Source organism: Mammaliicoccus sp. O-M54, from assembly GCF_022386035.1.
Taxonomy (GTDB): domain Bacteria; phylum Bacillota; class Bacilli; order Staphylococcales; family Staphylococcaceae; genus Mammaliicoccus; species Mammaliicoccus sciuri_A.
In genome coordinates this window covers 121,587-138,899 of record NZ_JAJNJE010000005.1, presented here as the reverse complement: position 1 = coordinate 138,899, position 17,313 = coordinate 121,587, and the positions used below count along the sequence as shown (strand labels likewise).

Annotated in this window: 18 protein-coding genes; 12 read left to right on the top strand and 6 right to left on the bottom strand. The window is 31.8% G+C overall.

The features are described 5' to 3' along the window. Positions 1-36 precede the first annotated feature (36 nt). Both LQ673_RS10075 and isaB read left to right on the top strand, forming a co-directional pair. A complete protein-coding gene (locus tag LQ673_RS10075) occupies positions 37-1,257 on the top strand; it encodes an MFS transporter (RefSeq protein WP_191836141.1) in 1,221 nt (406 codons plus the stop codon). Positions 1,258-1,484: 227 nt separating this feature from the next. After that, the gene (isaB, locus tag LQ673_RS10070; protein WP_191836140.1) at positions 1,485-2,036 is read left to right on the top strand and encodes an immunodominant staphylococcal antigen IsaB family protein; all 552 of its coding nucleotides are present in this window, start codon (positions 1,485-1,487) and stop codon (positions 2,034-2,036) included. Positions 2,037-2,038: 2 nt separating this feature from the next. Here the strand turns inward: isaB and LQ673_RS10065 are convergent, their stop codons facing one another. Then, positions 2,039-2,353, bottom strand: coding sequence for a thioredoxin family protein (locus LQ673_RS10065; RefSeq protein WP_058590832.1), 315 nt, complete (start codon positions 2,351-2,353; stop codon positions 2,039-2,041). A gap of 71 nt (positions 2,354-2,424) precedes the next feature. Between LQ673_RS10065 and LQ673_RS10060 the strand changes: the two genes are divergently transcribed. Together LQ673_RS10060 and LQ673_RS10055 are read left to right on the top strand one after the other, a co-directional pair. Then, positions 2,425-2,628: a DUF6440 family protein gene (locus tag LQ673_RS10060; RefSeq protein WP_239705441.1), complete on the top strand. Its 204-nt coding sequence runs from the start codon at positions 2,425-2,427 to the stop codon at positions 2,626-2,628. 33 nt (positions 2,629-2,661) lie between these two features. Continuing rightward, the gene (locus LQ673_RS10055; RefSeq protein WP_191836139.1) at positions 2,662-3,435 is read left to right on the top strand and encodes a GH25 family lysozyme; all 774 of its coding nucleotides are present in this window, start codon (positions 2,662-2,664) and stop codon (positions 3,433-3,435) included. A gap of 33 nt (positions 3,436-3,468) precedes the next feature. On the opposite strand, the gene LQ673_RS10050 is transcribed toward LQ673_RS10055, so the two are convergent. Beyond that, positions 3,469-4,065, bottom strand: coding sequence for a TetR/AcrR family transcriptional regulator (locus LQ673_RS10050; protein WP_191836138.1), 597 nt, complete (start codon positions 4,063-4,065; stop codon positions 3,469-3,471). A 219-nt stretch (positions 4,066-4,284) separates the two neighbouring features. On the opposite strand from LQ673_RS10050, the gene LQ673_RS10045 reads away from it, so the two are divergent. Beyond that, complete coding sequence (locus LQ673_RS10045) at positions 4,285-5,970, top strand: CocE/NonD family hydrolase (protein ID WP_239705453.1); 1,686 nt, start codon at positions 4,285-4,287, stop codon at positions 5,968-5,970. A gap of 1,033 nt (positions 5,971-7,003) precedes the next feature. Here LQ673_RS10045 and LQ673_RS10040 read toward each other — a convergent pair. Both LQ673_RS10040 and LQ673_RS10035 read right to left on the bottom strand, forming a co-directional pair. Then, entirely contained in the window at positions 7,004-7,828 is an 825-nt protein-coding gene (locus tag LQ673_RS10040) for a trypsin-like serine peptidase (protein WP_239705456.1), read from the bottom strand. Between the two features lie 56 nt (positions 7,829-7,884). After that, on the bottom strand, positions 7,885-8,871 hold the full coding sequence (locus LQ673_RS10035; protein WP_191836136.1) for a YeiH family protein: 987 nt from the start codon (positions 8,869-8,871) through the stop codon (positions 7,885-7,887). Between the two features lie 97 nt (positions 8,872-8,968). Between LQ673_RS10035 and LQ673_RS10030 the strand changes: the two genes are divergently transcribed. Then, positions 8,969-9,811 carry a LysR family transcriptional regulator gene (locus tag LQ673_RS10030; RefSeq protein WP_126476426.1) on the top strand — a complete coding sequence of 281 codons (843 nt, stop codon included), beginning with the start codon at positions 8,969-8,971 and terminating at the stop codon, positions 9,809-9,811. Positions 9,812-9,866: 55 nt separating this feature from the next. Here the strand turns inward: LQ673_RS10030 and LQ673_RS10025 are convergent, their stop codons facing one another. Together LQ673_RS10025 and LQ673_RS10020 are read right to left on the bottom strand one after the other, a co-directional pair. Further along, positions 9,867-10,475 carry an FMN-binding negative transcriptional regulator gene (locus LQ673_RS10025; RefSeq protein ID WP_191836135.1) on the bottom strand — a complete coding sequence of 203 codons (609 nt, stop codon included), beginning with the start codon at positions 10,473-10,475 and terminating at the stop codon, positions 9,867-9,869. A 292-nt stretch (positions 10,476-10,767) separates the two neighbouring features. After that, positions 10,768-11,520 (bottom strand): IclR family transcriptional regulator, encoded by a 753-nt coding sequence (locus LQ673_RS10020; RefSeq protein ID WP_191836134.1) that lies wholly within the window; start codon positions 11,518-11,520, stop codon positions 10,768-10,770. Between the two features lie 157 nt (positions 11,521-11,677). Here LQ673_RS10020 and LQ673_RS10015 point away from each other — a divergent pair, with 157 nt between their 5' ends. From LQ673_RS10015 to LQ673_RS09990, 6 genes are all read left to right on the top strand, one after another. Next, entirely contained in the window at positions 11,678-12,310 is a 633-nt protein-coding gene (locus LQ673_RS10015) for a bifunctional 2-keto-4-hydroxyglutarate aldolase/2-keto-3-deoxy-6-phosphogluconate aldolase (protein WP_107572852.1), read from the top strand. A 15-nt stretch (positions 12,311-12,325) separates the two neighbouring features. Further along, positions 12,326-13,270 carry a sugar kinase gene (locus tag LQ673_RS10010; protein WP_191836133.1) on the top strand — a complete coding sequence of 315 codons (945 nt, stop codon included), beginning with the start codon at positions 12,326-12,328 and terminating at the stop codon, positions 13,268-13,270. A gap of 23 nt (positions 13,271-13,293) precedes the next feature. Next, complete coding sequence (gene uxuA, locus LQ673_RS10005) at positions 13,294-14,376, top strand: mannonate dehydratase (RefSeq protein ID WP_107572855.1); 1,083 nt, start codon at positions 13,294-13,296, stop codon at positions 14,374-14,376. Further along, a complete protein-coding gene (locus LQ673_RS10000; protein ID WP_037590076.1) occupies positions 14,369-15,202 on the top strand; it encodes an SDR family oxidoreductase in 834 nt (277 codons plus the stop codon). The genes uxuA and LQ673_RS10000 overlap by 8 nt, the downstream gene beginning before the upstream one ends. A gap of 242 nt (positions 15,203-15,444) precedes the next feature. Beyond that, positions 15,445-16,929 (top strand): BglG family transcription antiterminator, encoded by a 1,485-nt coding sequence (locus LQ673_RS09995; RefSeq protein WP_204171097.1) that lies wholly within the window; start codon positions 15,445-15,447, stop codon positions 16,927-16,929. Then, positions 16,922-17,305, top strand: a complete 384-nt coding sequence (locus tag LQ673_RS09990; RefSeq protein ID WP_191836130.1) for a PTS sugar transporter subunit IIA — start codon at positions 16,922-16,924, stop codon at positions 17,303-17,305. The genes LQ673_RS09995 and LQ673_RS09990 overlap by 8 nt, the downstream gene beginning before the upstream one ends. Positions 17,306-17,313: the final 8 nt, after the last annotated feature.

Genomic DNA, 17,313 nt, shown 5'->3' with positions numbered 1-17,313 from the left:
ATAATCAAAGTAAGTCATTATATGGTGGTATGCAATATGAAGAAAAACTATATATTTATTATTTTATTCACCTTTTTTAGCATTATAGGCAGTAAATTATTTACCTTTGCGCTTTCATTTCATGTTTTAAAGATAACAGGAAGTGTACAAGCCTTTTCTAATATTATGATTATATATTCGCTCATATTTATATTGGGCAGTACTGCTATCGGATATTATATAGATAAGATTAATAAAAAAGCATTTATTATATCTATGCAGTGCATTTCGATTTTATCAATTATAAGTATTTACTTAATACCAAATAGTTTAAACCAACTTCTATACATATACATAATTGTAATCATTTTGACAGTTACAGATATGGCTGTATCACTCACTTTTAACAGTGGTTTATTAAGTTTAGTTAGTGAACGTTTTATAGATCAAACAGTTTCATATAGAAATGTCATTCAGAATGTATTACAAATTGGTGCTCCAATTTTAGGTGGAATAGTATACGCTTATTTCGATATTAAGACTTTTATGATTATTATGTTTGTAACAGAGCTCATTTCATTAATAATAGTGCTTAATATTGCGTTTAATAAAGTTCCGGTAAATAAAGTCTATGAAGAAGTTAAGGATACATTCTTTAACAGTTATAAAGTTGTATTTAAATTTTTGAAATCAAATAAAGATATATTTTTAATACTATTATCAGGATCTATCATTAACTTTATGTTTGGTTTCGTTACGGTAGGTATTCCAGGAAGTTTTGTCACTATATTTAATATGAATTCTAAACAGTTAGGAATCATTGAAACAGGATTTCCATTAGCAGGTATATTGTTTGGTTTGATTTATCCTAAGTTGAAGAATAAAGGAACACTTGTAGCAAATATGCAAGTTGCCATGATTACTTTAGCTGTAGGAATACTCATATTATGTATTCCGTTTATAACAGATTTATATAAATTATCGATACTTGTAATATATTTTATAAGTATATTTATTATCGGAAGCGGCGTTGTACTGAGTAATGTACCGATAAACATTTATGTACAAAAAAATGTGCCAGAACAAATAAAAGGTAAATATTTAGCATTGTCACAAACAATGTCACAAGTAATGATGCCTTTTGGAATTTTAGTTGCAGGTATACTTTTTGACATTAATTCAGTATTCTATATTATTTCGTTCAGCATTACAGCAATATTATGCTTTATCTTGGCATATCTTTACACATTTATTAAAAAACATGACGGTGTAATTTGAGACATTATTGACAAAGCAAAAGAAGTATTAGAATAAAGAATATATTAAACCCCAACTCGAAAATATCGGGTTGGGGTTTTTAAATTTATTAAAATGATTACTATTAAACAAAAGTAATAAAAACAAATAAATGTTTTATTTAATATTCCTTGTAATTGAAATTTAAAAGTGTAGGATGAAGGTGTATCATCTTATGATACATAATCTATAAAAGGGAGAGTAATCGAATGAACAAATTTTCAAAAGTTTTTGTTTCAACCGGTTTAGCAGTAGCGACAGTATTTACAGTAGGCGCGGCAGGTAACGGTCATTCCATTGATGCGGCGAGCAACAGTAATATGGATAGCCAAGCTTCTCAACCTTATACTTCTTATTACAATGGGTATGTGAGTTATGACCCTGGATTTTTCATAACGGATACATTCAAAAAAGGATTTGAATCAGGTAATTTCACGTTAAATGGATATGAAACACCTGCACATGAAGATTATGCTAAAGAACATCAAGATAAGGCTAAAAATATAAATTTATATGATCAAAATTTAAATGTATATAGTAACTACGGTTTAGATGCTAATGCACAACCGACAAATGCAAATCAATTTAATTTATCGATAGATGATGTTGTTGATTCTTACGGTACAGATTTCAGTAAATCAGGCAGTCCACGAAGTGTTGAAGGTCAATATTCTTGGAGTTTAAATGGTTATAAAATTGCCTTCACTTCTGACGAAACAGGCACTGTAACGAGAATTGATTTCTATACGATTGTTGAATAGTGTTATAGATTGTTAAATTGCTCTATACGATATTGAAGTTCATCAAAGTCTATTATACGGGCTTGTCGGTGAACTTCTTTTTGGTTGTAATAAAGTAATACGACAGGTGAAGTGAATAAATTTAATTGTCCGACTGCTTCTGGCATTTGGTTAGCAACAATTTCGTATGCTGGAATGTCATAGTCTTCCACCATTTTTTGAACGATTGGATGATCAGCTTTACATACCGAACAATTCTCGCTAGATACATAGATTAGTGTGAATGTATGTGCATCAATCTGTTTATTTAATTCATCAAAAGTTGTGATGATTTTCATGAAATTTAGCTCCTATCATTTAATTATAATGGCAAATATTATACCATTATATGAGAAAAGGAGGGAAAAATATGTTTGGTAACAAAGATAATGATTCAAAAGATAATAATCGATTTTTTGTTAAATCGGTAGATAATGTTAAAGGATTAGGTCGCATTTCGATTTTTGTTGATCGTGAAACAGGTGTTAATTATATCAATGCTTGGGTAGGTACAGGCAGTGGTTTAACACCATTGTTAGACGAGAATGGAAAACCTGTAATAGATAAAGTTTAATAAAATATGCATCAATGACAAAGGAGTATTTAAATGTCTAGAAGATTTCTAAAAATGATGATAACAGTCGTGACGATGATGTTTATCATCAATGTATCATCTGAAAAAGTAGAAGCGGCCCAAGAAGAAGGTACGATGGGTCATGGTTATAAGAAATACATAGAAAATCAAAATACTTTTAGAAACAAACAAGAAATAGAGGAATCTTCGACAGTAGCTAAAGATGATTCGATACTTGATTTATCAGAATGGCAAGGTGAATTAACGTCAGCTCAAGTTAAAAAGCTTAAAGCCAATTATGACTTTATTATTTTAAGAGCACAGTATGGTTCAGACTATAAAGATGCAACATTTGATACAAATTCAAAATTACTTTCTGCCAATAATATGAAGTATGGTGTATATACATATAGTATGTATGAAAATGCAAGTGAAGCAAGAACAGAAGCGAAATCGCTATATAATAGAGCACCTAATGCAAGTTTCTATATCAATGATTATGAGGAAGAATCAGTTGCTTCAGGAGATACGAATGCAAGTACACTCGCTTGGTTGAATGAAATGAGGAAGTATTCAGGCGATAAGAAAGTATTATTATACTCTTATGAAGACTTTATGGTTAATCATACAGCGAATGCTGTCGGCTCTTATGATGGTTATTGGTTAGCCTCATATCAAGAAACACAACCTGAAAGAGAACATGTATTATGGCAATACACAGATAGTTACTATTCATCAGAACTTGATCAAAATGTCGATGCCAATGTACTAGGACCAAATGTACAATCAAGCTGGTTTATAAATTGATGAGCATAAAAAAACTTAGAACAGTTCCTAAAATTATTTTGGGAACTGTTCTTTTTCCATTAATGGGACGGGACCATTATTGACGATGGTTGTGAAATGTTTGATTAAATGAGATTTATCGATTCTATTTTCGTCTTGTATCCAATGTTTAATAAATGAAATACCTGCACCTGATACATAGCTTGTGAAATATAGTAATGGAATATCACCAATAGTGTTGTTGATATTCTTATATGAACTTAAATGATCAAATATCAATTGGTAAAGCTTTTCTTGTAACATGGAAACTTGCCCAATGTTAAACATCGTTTTATAAAACTCTAAATGATGATCAATATGTTCAATTAAATACGCCATAATATTATGGACAATATCTTTTGGAGAATCAGAGACAGCGTTTTTATTTTGCTCAGTGATAAATGTTTGGATATCATTTATTTTTTCGTTCTCCATTTTTTCTAATAAATCATATTTATCTACATAATGAAAATAGAAAGTACCTCTATTAATATCAGCAAGATCAGCTATTTGTTGGACTGTAATGTCATAAAATGAATGTTTTTGTAGTAATTTTAGAAAAATATCTTTAATAGCACTTTGAGTTTTTCGGTTCCTTCTATCTTGTGCCATTCATAACATCTCCTCTTATCAAGACTTGTATATTTAGTATAAAGAATTACCTTAAATAAATCATAAAATGCCATTTCAAGCATAAATAATGAACAATTTTAATCAGTTTGTTCATTTTCGAACACCTTTAGTTGTCGTGATGATTGTGAAATATGTGTATGGGGATTAAGCTTTGTATGTATTCAAAATAACACTATATATAGAAAGGGTTTGAAATATATGACTAAACAAATGCTAGGTAATCCAAAATTAACAGTAACACCAATTGAAGATATAAAAGAAGGCATCAATCATATTGTTGTTGATAGTATTCAATATGGTAATCAAGAAATGATTATGGAAAAAGATGTTGCTGTACCAATGTCAGACGGTGCAGTATTATATGTAAACGTCATTCGCCCTAATAAACCTGGGAAATTCCCGGTTGTCATGTCAGCTGACACATATGGTAAAGATAACAAACCAAAAATTACAAATATGGGCTCATTATGGCCAACACTTGGTGCAATTCCTACATCAAGTATTACGCCGGAAGAATCACCAGATCCAGGTTTCTGGGTACCAAATGATTATGTTGTTGTAAAAGTTGCTTTAAGAGGTAGTGCGAAATCTAAAGGTGCACTATATCCTTGGGGGCTTTCAGAAGCGAAAGATTACGCAGAAGTTATCGAATGGGCTGGACAACAAGAATGGAGTAACGGCAATGTCGGTACAAATGGTGTTTCATATTTAGCTGTAACACAATGGTGGGTAGCTTCATTAAATCCATCACACTTAAAAGCGATGATACCTTGGGAAGGTTTAAATGATATGTACAGAGAAATTGCATTCCATGGTGGTATACCAGATACTGGTTTCTATAGATTCTGGTATGAAGGTATTGTTGCAAGATGGCCAGAAACAGAAATTGAAGATTTGAAAAAAGAACAAAAACTTCATACGATGTTTGACGAATATTGGAAAGGTAAACAAGCAGATTTATCAGCAATTAAAGTACCAATGTTTGTATGTGCAAGTTGGTCAACTCAAGGATTGCATAACCGCGGTACTTTTGAAGGATTTAAACAAGCATCATCAGAAGATAAATGGCTCAAAATACATGGCCGTAAAGAATGGGAATCTTATTATGCACGTGAATCTCTTGAACAACAAAAAGAATTCTTCGATTATTATTTAAAAGGTATTGAAAATGATTGGAAAGATACACCTAAAGTAAGTTATGAAGTAAGAGATAAATTCTATAGAGGTAATACTAAAATAGCAACAAACTTCCCATTACCTAACACTAAAGAAACTGCTTTATATTTAGATGGATCAGATATGACTTTAAAAGATTTGCAACCAGAAGCGTCAACTAAAGTTTCTTATAATAGTGAATCAGAAGGCAAAGACGAAGTAAGATTTAATAAAGTATTTAATGAAGATACTGAACTAACTGGTAATATGAAATTGAAATTATGGGTATCTGCAGAAGAAGCGGATGATATGGATTTATTTGTAGGCATTAAAAAAATCAATAAACAAGGTGAAGAAGTAAACTTCCCAGACTTCAACCATATTGAACATGGTCAAGTCGCATCAGGTTGGTTACGTATATCACACAGAGAATTAGATACTGAAAAATCAACACCATTACAACCATGGCATAAACACGAAACTGAGCTTAAATTAGCTAAAGATGAAATCGTGCCAGTAGAAATTGAAATCTTACCTTCAAGTACATTATTTAAAAAAGGTGAACAACTTGAAGTAGTCGTAAAAGCAAGTGAAGTCGTTAAAGGTAATAGTACACCAGGTCTCAAAACACGTTATGAACACGAAGAAACAGTTAATAAAGGCGTTCACAATATTTACGCAGGTGATAAATATGATTCTCATTTACTCATTCCTGTTATAAATGGTTAATAGATAAAAATCTAGATAGAGCTTTATCTGACAGACAATAATGAAAAATATCTCGAATTTTAGAGTGAAAATTATTGTATAATTTAACATGAATTAGTATAATCTCATTAATAAGTAATCGGCGTTGTGGCGCAGATATAAAAATTAATACTGCACGAATTAGAATCGGCGTTGTGGCGCAGATATAAAAATTAATACTGCACGAATTAGAATCGGCGTTGTGGCGCAGATATAAAAATTAATACTGCACAGAAATAATCGGCGTTGTGGCGCAGATATAAAAATTAATACTGCACAGAAATAATCGGCGTTGTGGCGCAGATATAAAAATTAATACTGCACATATAATAATCGGCGTTGTAACGCAGATATAAAAATTAATACTGCATATATAATAATCGGCGTTGTAGCGCAGATACAAAAATTAATACTGCATAGAAATATTAAATGAGACTGAGACATTACATTGTGTCCCAGTCTTTTTTATATGGAAAAATCAATGTAAACGTGAGCCTCTATGTTGCTTGTTTGATGCGTCTTGCAACATACAGAGGTTCTATGTTGCTTGTTTGGGCTGTCTTGCAATATACAAGAGCTCTATGTTGCTTGTTTGGTATGTCTTGCAATATACAGAGGTTCTATGTTGCTTGTTTGGGCTGTCTTGCAATATACAGGAGTTCTATGTTGCTTGTTTGATCAATCTTGCAACATACGAAGCAGCTATGTTGCTTGTTTGGTCAGTCTTGATAAATACAGGGTCCTCAACATTGCTTGTCGTGCCTCACTAGCAATATTCAGCCCTCCAACATTGCTTGTCGCGTCTCACTTGCAATATTCAGCCCTCCAACATTGCTAGTCACCCTCCACTAGCAATATTCGGCCCTCCAACATTGCTAGTCACACCCCACTAGCAATATTCAGCCTTTATTTCTAAAAATATGAAAAAAGTCTAGAACATTTCTGTCCTAGATGCTTGTATGTCTTAATATCTATATAAATAGATAAAATAAAGCTAGGATTTTATATCCCAGCTTTATTTTTTATGTTCTTCTATAAATGCTTTTGTCTTACCGGTGATGAGTGGTCCGCCTGTGTATTTGTCTCTAGTTGATGGGTTTTTGACTTTTTCTGTTGGACGAATGCCATGTGCATGTATACCGATGACATGATTGTCTTGATTAAATACTGGAGATCCTGAAAATCCTATTGTTCGATGCATGTGTCCGATATATTCGATATAGTCTTGAGTTGGTTTAAGATAGAATCCTTTTGATTGATACATATATTGACCGTCATATGGTTCTTCATTTGGATAACCTGCCATAAATAGTGCTGATTTAGGTTTCAAATGTTGAATTTCACGTTCGGATGCTATAGTTAAAGGTTTTATTTTAGGTGTTAATGATTTTTCAGTAATGAGTACTGTGACATCTCTTTCGTTTGATTTATAAAATTGCTTAATTTTGAATTTCAGCGGAGTATACTGGTTAGATTTAGCAGGAAAGAAATAAAATTGTTTCTTTTCCTTGTTTCCGTCATCATCACTTGCGACATGTGACGCAGTGATAACTGTATGATCATCGACGACAAACCCTGTTGCGCCATTTCCTGACTTGCCTGTTTTATCAGATGTGACTTTACCAACAGCTTGATTGATAGTTTTATCGTTTGAATGAAATGGTTTGATTTTAAGCTGTTCATTTGGAATTTGTGAACCTAATTTAAAAGCTTCTTGATAATCATGATGTGTTGCTTTAGTAAATGTATCTTTATAAGTTGCAGGGACATCAGTTGGTATCAATAAATAATTGAACATGGAAATTATGAGTATTAAATATAATTTGAGGTATAACAGCATTTAATCACAATCTTTCTCAAATTGAATCATCTCTATGTTATACCCTGATATTGCTATTATAAAAATCCAATGACAATAAATGTGATTACTGATAACACGACTGACGTTATAAGCATTGCTATCATTGGTTTGAATGCTTTTGTTTTTAAGTCACTGAAAGATACATTTAAACCGATACCGACCATTGCCATAATTAATATGAGTGTTGTAAATGTACTGATTACATTTAATATGGCTTCAGGAATAGGAATGAACGTATTCACAGCACTCATAATTAAAAATCCAATTAAAAAGTACGGAAAGTCTATTTTTTGTGACACTTTATGTGATCTCTTTCTATTAACGATGATTAAGAAAATAATGCTTAATGGTATTAATAGAAATACTCTACCCAATTTTGTTAATAAGCCAATGCCTAATGATGACTGACCACCGGCATCTGCTGCTAAAATAACGTGTGCAATTTCATGTAAACTTGAACCTGACCAAATACCATAAAATTGAGCATTCATTGGAAAAATAGCGAATAATAACGTGTAAGTTAAAGAGAATATTGTACCCATTATGGCCACTAAACCTACACTAATCCCAACATCACTATCTTTAGATTTAAGGATAGGTGATATCGCGGCAATTGCAGCTGCACCACAAACACCAGTTCCAACACCTAATAACAAGACTAAATTGTTATCTCCTTTAATGATTTTATTTAAAAACAAAATAAACAATATCGCAAAAGCGACGACACCAACATCTAGTAATAATAATGTGCTACCTTGATGAATAATCGTCCATAAATTTAACTTAAGCCCGTATAGAATAATCGCAAATCTTAATAATTTTTTTGATGAAAATGCAATCCCCGATTCGATTTGCGTAGGATATCCTCTGAAATGTCTATATAAAATAGCTGTAATAATCGCAATTGCGAGTGCCCCGACTTTATTAAATACCGGTAAATACGATAAAAGTATACTGACAATAGCAACTAAAAAAGTAAAGCCAATACCGAGTAAAAAACGTTTATTAAATTTCTCCCCCATAATGTTCACCTCAACGTAAGTTTAAGCGCAAGATGAATATTTGTGAAATGTTATTTTTAAATATATAATATAACAAAAATGATATGAGGTGGTTGCAGTGGAAGATAAATTACAAATCTTAAAAGTTATTGTAGAAGAAGAGGGCTTTACGAATGCTGCCGAAAAGTTATATAAATCACAGCCATCAATAAGTAGAGATATCAAAACACTTGAAGAGAAATATCAAATTAAGATTTTTGAAAATACAAGAAAACATATAATTTTGACAGAAGAGGGAAGAGAGTTATATAACTATGCATGCCAATTAGCAATATTAGATGAGCAGTTGCAAACGAAAATTAATCAGCATAAAGAAGATGTGAAAGGGAAGTTTGTCATAGGAACGAGTCACACATTTGGCCAATCGATGTTATTAGATTTAACAATCTATCTACAAACAAAATATCCGAAACTCAATATTCATATTTATGTCTATAACTCAGCTGATATATTAAGTAAGTTGAAAGATTACTCACTAGACCTAGGCATTATCGAAAAGCCAGTACTGGACGACAAAATCAATAGTGAAGTCCTAACAAGAGATAAATTATTACTCGTGAAAAATAAACAAACAAACCAAAATTTAAATCAATTAAGATGTTACGTTAGAGAAACAGGATCGGGAATAAGATATTATCAAGATATGTTATTACAGCAATTGAATTTAACATCTCGTAAAGTCGTCATTAACGATAACCAATTAATTTTAGAACTCGTTAAACAAAATATGGGCTTTACGATATTATCCAACTTCTCTATAAAATCATTTGATGAAGATTATATCGTCACAAACGACTTAGATTTAAATCGAAATTTCTTTGTAGTGTCTAACAAATCAAGATACAAGACAAATAAATATAATACGATCGTAAATGAAATTAAGAACTATGAGTTTAGATAAATAAAAAAATCCCCTCACTAATATTAAAAGTGAGGGGGTTTATATGTAACAACATTTATTTATTATTTTCAATTTCTTTGGCCAATACTGTATCTACAGGATTTTCACTTTTATTAAGCTCCGAAACAATATTCTTTTTATCAATGTCACTACGATTCTGGCTTAGTTTATAAGCAGCATCAATTTCTTCAATTTCCATTTTAAAACCTACAATACCTTTAACTTGTTTTTTCGTTTGATCTGATAAATTGTTCCAAGTAGCACCATTTTGTCGATGGTTTTCATATTTATTTAAAAGGATCGTCAAATCATCTACTAACTCTGACTCACTTAACAAATGCCCTTTACCATACGCATGTATACTTTGGTAATCCCAAGTTGGAACATCTTCTTTTTCATACCATGTAGAAGAAATGTAAGCATGAGGACCTTGGAATATGATAAGGATATGTTCGTTTGATTCGATTGTTTGCCATTGTTTATTAGCCTTTGCAAAATGGCCTGATACATATAAGGTATTATCTTTTTCTTCAATATTAACAGGTAAATGTGTAGCAAGAGGTTTTAATTCGTCATAAGTAATGATGGTTGCAAAATTATTATGCATCATAAAATCTTTGATTTTTTCATAATCACTCATCTGATAATATTTTGGTACATACATGTAAACGCCCCCTTATAAACTATTCATCATAATGCACGAAGACTGAGAGATATCGTGCGCTAGGGTATAAAAACAGGGTGTAACGCACGAAGACTGAGAGATATCGTGCGATAAGGTACAAAATCAGGGTGTAACGCACGAAGACTGAAAGATATCGTGCGATAAGGTACAAAATCAGGGTGTAACGCACGAAGACTGAGAGATATCGTGCGCTAGGGTATAAAATCAGAGTGTAACGCACGAAGACTGAGAGATATCGTGCGCCACCCCCGCTCTAAAATTACTAAATTTCTTAATGATACCCAAGTAATCTAGAAATTTTGTTAGCACATGTTTTTAATTCATCTACAAAGAACTCTTTCTTATCTAATTCTGTTGTAGGGAATGAAAGGCTGATAGCGCCTTGGACTTCGTTTCGATAGTTTACGAAATAAGTACTTACGCAATATATGCCTTTTTCGTTTTCTTCATTATCTACTGAATAACCTTGTTCTCGGATGACTGCTATTTCATCAATGAATTGATCATAGTCTGTGATTGTATTCTCGGTTAGTTTAACAATATTTGATTGATTCCATATTTCTTGGATTCTTTCATTCTCATACGTCGAAAGGATAGATTTACCTACTGCTGTGCAATACATAGGTGCACGTTTCCCAATTTTTGATGCCATCGATCGATTGTTATTACTTGGTATAAATTTATCTATATATACCACTTCGTTATTGTCTTCCACTACTAAATGACATGTTTCCCCAACTGTTGTCATCAGCTGACTAATCATACTTTTAGCTACATTTAAAAAATCAATATTTTGTACACGTTTGTTTCCAAGTTGGAACATTTTAAAAGTTATTTCATATTGATTGGTCAATGCGTTTTGTTGAACGTAGCCATTGCTAATCAATGAATTAACAAGTCTATGTACAGTTGCTTTAGATAATTGAGTTTCATCTACTAAGTCTTTTAATGATATTTGTTCTTTTTCAGATATGATTTCTAAAATGTTTAATGCACGGTCAATCGATTGAACGTTAGAAGCCATAATCATCACCTCTTTGATAAAAATATAGCATAAATTATTCTATGAATTAAGTAACATAGATGAAAATAAATAATTGACAACGTTTTCACAAACGTTATAATAATACTAAATATTACTATACAATACATTGTATCACAATGTGGAACGGAGGGCTATTTTGAAAAAGTATAAAATTTTAAACCAGTTACATGAAAATTACCTCGTTGCAGTTGTTAGAGGGAATGACGAGGATGAAACAAAGAAAATAGTTGATGAAATCATTAAAGGTGGATTTAAAAATATAGAAATTACGTTTACTGTACCGAATGCTGAAGAAGTGATTAATCAAGTACATAAACAATACGGTGATGATATCGTTCTTGGTGCAGGAACAGTGTTAGATGCTGCTACTGCACAAATTGCAATTAATAAAGGGGCACAATATATTGTAAGTCCACATTTAGACACCAATATATCTAAATTATGTAATGTATATTCTATTCCATACTTACCAGGTTGTAGTAGTGCAACAGAAATTATAGAAGCGTTACGCTATGGCTCTGATTTAATTAAACTGTTCCCAGGAGGACAATTAGGTGCCGGATTTATTAAAGATATTAAAGGTCCAGTACCTAATGTAGAACTAATGCCTTCTGGTGGCGTGAATTTAGATAACGTATCAGATTGGATTGAAAAAGGTTCATTCGCTGTAGGTATTGGTGGCGACTTAACGAAAGAATTTACAGGAAATAATTATGAAGTTATTTCAGAAAAAGCTCAAAAGTATGTAGAAGCTGTTAGAAATCGATGAAAGTGAGTGGTAGAAATGAGGCTTTTCACAATAGGTGATTCCATGATAGCCATGAATCCTAGTAATAAAGGACCTTTGAAATTTAATCATACATTCCAAAGAACAATTGGAGGCGCGGAATTAAATGTAGCAATCGGTGCGAGTAGATTAGGGTTAGAAACAACTTTTTATTCAAAAGTTGGTAAAGATGAATTTGGTCAACACATTATCAATAATTTACGTGGAGAAGGTATTGATACAGAGCATATCGAACAAGTACCAGGTAAAAACACGTCCGTTTATTTTAAACAAATCAATGCAGATGGAAGCGGTGCTTCATTTTATTATCGAGACAATGCACCCATTAAAGACTTAACAGAAGAAGATGTCGCACATATTGACTTTGATGATATTGATTATTTCCACGTCAGTGGTGTGTTTGTCGCATTATTACATCATAAAATCGAACTGATTCAATCAATGATGAAAAAAGCGCAAAAAGCAAATACAACTGTAACTTTAGATCCAAATATTAGATTAAAAACTTGGTCTAAAGAAACAGCAAGTGAAAGTCTAGGCGCATTATTACCTTATACTGATATTCTGTTAACAAGCGATGAAGAACTAGAAATTCTTAAAATAGCAACACCATTTGAAAATATTGAAGATTTATTAAAAGAACAAGACTTACAAGAAATCATTGTCAAAGGTGGACATTTACCTACACAATTTGTAAGCAATGAAGAACAATTTGAAACAGAAGTCTTTCCAGTAAGTCCAATCGATACAGTAGGCGCTGGAGATGGCTTTTCAAGCGGATACTTGTTTGCTTTAAGTAAAGGATATACAGCAAAAGAGCGTGTAAGATTCGCAAATGCAGTAGGCGGAATGGTTACAGAAGTAATAGGCGATAACGAAGGATTGCCATATTTAGAACAAGTAGAAAGTTTCTTGAGTGGTAAAGGTATAATAGAAAGATAATCGGCAATTAGGAGATGGATAAAATGGAAATGACATTTCGTTGGTACGGAAGAAACAATGACACAATTACATTAGAAGATATTAAACAAATACCTAATACAACTGGGATTGTATGGGCACTTCATGAAAAGCCAGTTGGTGCTGTTTGGGAAAAAGAAGAAATTAAAGAAGAAGTTGAATATATTGAATCACATGGATTTAATGCAAAAGTTGTTGAAAGTGTGAATGTTCATGAATCTATTAAATTAGGTAATAGTGAACGTGATGAATTAATTGAAAACTACAAACAAACAATTGAGAATTTAGCTGAATATGGTGTGGAAGTTATTTGTTATAACTTCATGCCAATATTTGATTGGACTAGAACAGATATGTTCCATCCATTAGAAGATGGTTCTACAGCACTATACTTTGATTATGAAAAAGTTAAAAATTTAGATCCGAAAGAATTAATAGAAACTGTTTCAAGTGCGAGTAAAAATCTAACAATGCCAGGTTGGGAACCAGAAAAATTAGATCAAATTTCAGAACTATTTGAAGCATATAAAGATATAGATGAAGAAAAATTATGGGAAAACTTTGCATACTTTATAAACGCAATCATTCCAACTGCAGAACGTTGTGGGATTAAAATGGCAATTCATCCAGATGATCCACCATATTCTATTTTCAATTTACCAAGAATTATAACTGGTGCAGATAGCTACGAAAGAATGTTTGAGATTAATAATAGTCCAAATAATGCGATTACGTTATGTACGGGCTCTATGGGTGCTTCTAAAGATAATGATATGGCAGAAATTGCTTTGAAATACCATGAGCATGCACCATTTATGCATATTAGAAATGTTCGCATCTCCGAAAATGGCAGTTTTGTAGAGACTTCTCATTTTACAGAAGACGGTAATATTGATATTGCACAAATTATGAAACATTTATCAGATGCAGATTATAAAGGATACATTCGACCAGATCACGGTAGACATTTATGGAATGAAGAATGTCGTCCAGGATACGGATTATATGATAGAGCATTAGGCATTATGTACTTAAATGGATTATGGGATGCATATCAACTTGAAAAGGAGTCTGGTAAAAATGTTTAGTAAACATGAAAGTTTAAAAGATAAAGTTGTTGTAATTACAGGTGGAAGCGGTGTGCTTTGTAGAACAATTGCGAAAGAACTAGGCAAGCAAGGCATGCAAATTGCCATTTTAAATCGTACTTATGATAAAGGTGTAGAAGTTGTTAAAGAAATAGAAGCTGAAGGTGGTATTGCTCGTAACTATTCAGTTGATGTTACGAATGAAGAATCGCTTACGAAAGCTAAAGATGAAATTTTAGAAGCATTTGGAAAAATTGACTATTTAATTAATGGTGCAGGTGGTAATAATCCTGACGCTATTACAGATTCAGAGTCATATAATGCTGAAGATAAAAAGAACTTTTTTGATTTAGAACAAAGTGGATTTGAACATGTATTTAATAATAATTTTATTGGCTCATTTGTCGCTGCTAAAGTATTCGGCAAAGAATTACTGAAGTCAGAACATGCAAGCATTATTAATTTCTCTTCCATGAGTGGTTATGCACCATTGACTAAAGTGCCAGCATATAGTGCTGCAAAAGCTGCTATTAATAACTTTACGCAGTGGTTGGCTGTTTATTTTGCAGAGGAAGATATTAGAGTTAATGCGATTGCACCAGGATTTTTCTTAACAGAACAAAATAGAGACTTATTATTAAATGAAGACGGAAGTCTGACGGCACGTTCAGAAAAAATATTAAGTCAAACACCTCTTGGAGAATTTGGGAAACCAGAAGCACTTATCGGTACGATTTTATGGTTATTAGATAAAGATTATTCATCATTTGTAAATGGCATTACTGTACCAGTCGATGGCGGGTTTATGGCGTATTCAGGCGTTTAATAGAACTTTAAATTCAAACTCATTTTAGCAATTTTGCTAAAGTGAGTTTTTTTTGTGCGCAATTTTAATTGGCATGCAGACTTTTTACAAATGTAGAAGTGTAAAAGAGGTTAATTCATTACTTTAGTAACATGATAGTTTATAATGAATGATATTTTAATGTCTATTGTAATGGACAAACAAAAGTAAAACGCTTACATATATTTGTTTTATGATGAAGCTACAGGGAGGTTGTAAAAGTCATGGAAGGTGATAATCAAGAGAAGTTAATTCATTACTTATTAAATGCGCATTCGTTTGTCGATTCGAATCGATTGGCGAAACATCTAGATGTTTCTACTAAAACGATTTATCGACTTGTTAAACGTATAAATGATTATTATAAAGAGCCTCTTATTATATCTGAAAAAGGTAAGGGCTATCGTATTGATGATAAAGAATATATTGAACAGCATGAAACGGGGCATCTTCATCAAAATGATTTGTTTTCTCCTATTGAAAGACGAAATATGATGACAAAAGATTTATTGTTAATCTCCCCTAAGTCGATATCTATCTTTAATATTATCGAACGTTATTATATTTCTGAGAGTGTTCTGAACACAGATGAGAAAAAAATTGAAGAGATGTTAAAACGTTTTAGTTTAAATTTAGAAAGAAAGAATCGTCATTTATCTATAAATGGTGATGAAAGTGATATTCGAAATGCATTGTTAGAACTCATTGGAGATGGGCAACTGTCTAATTTCTCTGCTTATAATGTTATCGATCAAAATGAGGATAAAGATGCACATTTTGTGCAAGAACAAATCAATAAGATTGAGAGTTATAAAGATATGATTATTCCTTATCCTTATAATGTGAACATTTTCTCTCATTTATATATTTTAATCATGCGCTTTAGAAAAAGAGGTGTGATCAAACAAGACAAAGATAGAAAGACACCTGAATTGATAAAGTTAAAAAATGAGTATCAATCATTTTATAGAATGAGTGACATGGTAATTGGCAATGTTGAACAATATCTTCATACTCAATTACCTGAAAATGAACGAATTTATTTGTTTGAATATCTTATTTCTTCCAGATTTGAAACGCAAAATGTTCAGCATAATCAAGAAGACATGCAATATTCACAAGAAGTCATCGATATAACAAATGCATTGATAGATGGTGCGAGTCAAGAATTAAATCATTCATTTAAAAATATTGATTTAGAGCAGCAACTTCTTAAACATATTAAACCGATGCTCAATCGAATTGAACATGGGTTAAATGTCAGGAATGCTTTAATAGAACAAATTAAAATTGAATATCCACATGTTTTTACAGTTATTCGACAGATTTCAGATCTAATTTCTGAAACATATCATATTAAAAAAATGAATGACGATGAAATAGGCTTTTTAACATTGTATTTTGCGAAAGAACTTGAGAGAAACCCGAAGAAAATACAAACACTGATTACTTGTACTACAGGCATAGGTACTTCTGAATTATTGAAAACAAAAATAGACAGAAACGTACCAGAAATTGAGATTGTAGATGTTAAATCTTCTTTTGATTTACAAGAAGATGACTTGCATAAAATCGATTTGATTATTTCAACTGTTCATATACCTGAAGTAAAGCAAATTCCAATCGTGGTCATCAGCGCAATGTTTAATAAGAATGATCAAATTAAATTGCGAAAGATGATAGAAATGTTAGGTGATAACAATGAATGAATCGTTATTTTATGAAATTAAAACAGCTAACATAATATATCAAGATGTCATTGAAGAAATAGGTAGTCAGTTAAAGAAAGATCAGTACATTCAGTCTGAAAGTGTTTTTATTGAAGAAGTACACGAGCGAGAACAACATGGGAATATTGAAATTTTTCCAGAAGTGATTTTACCACATATTCAAAGTGAGAATATTTTAAAGACTAAAATATTTTTAATAAAAAATGAGACAAATCTTATGAACTGGCATGACCAGTCATTGAAATTGATTATTTTGTTAAATCTTAAACCACAAGAAGATCAAGCAGTATTGCAAGATATTCAAGCATTTATGAGAAATTTAGCAGACGAAGACTTTGTAGAGTCATTATTATAATTGGAGGA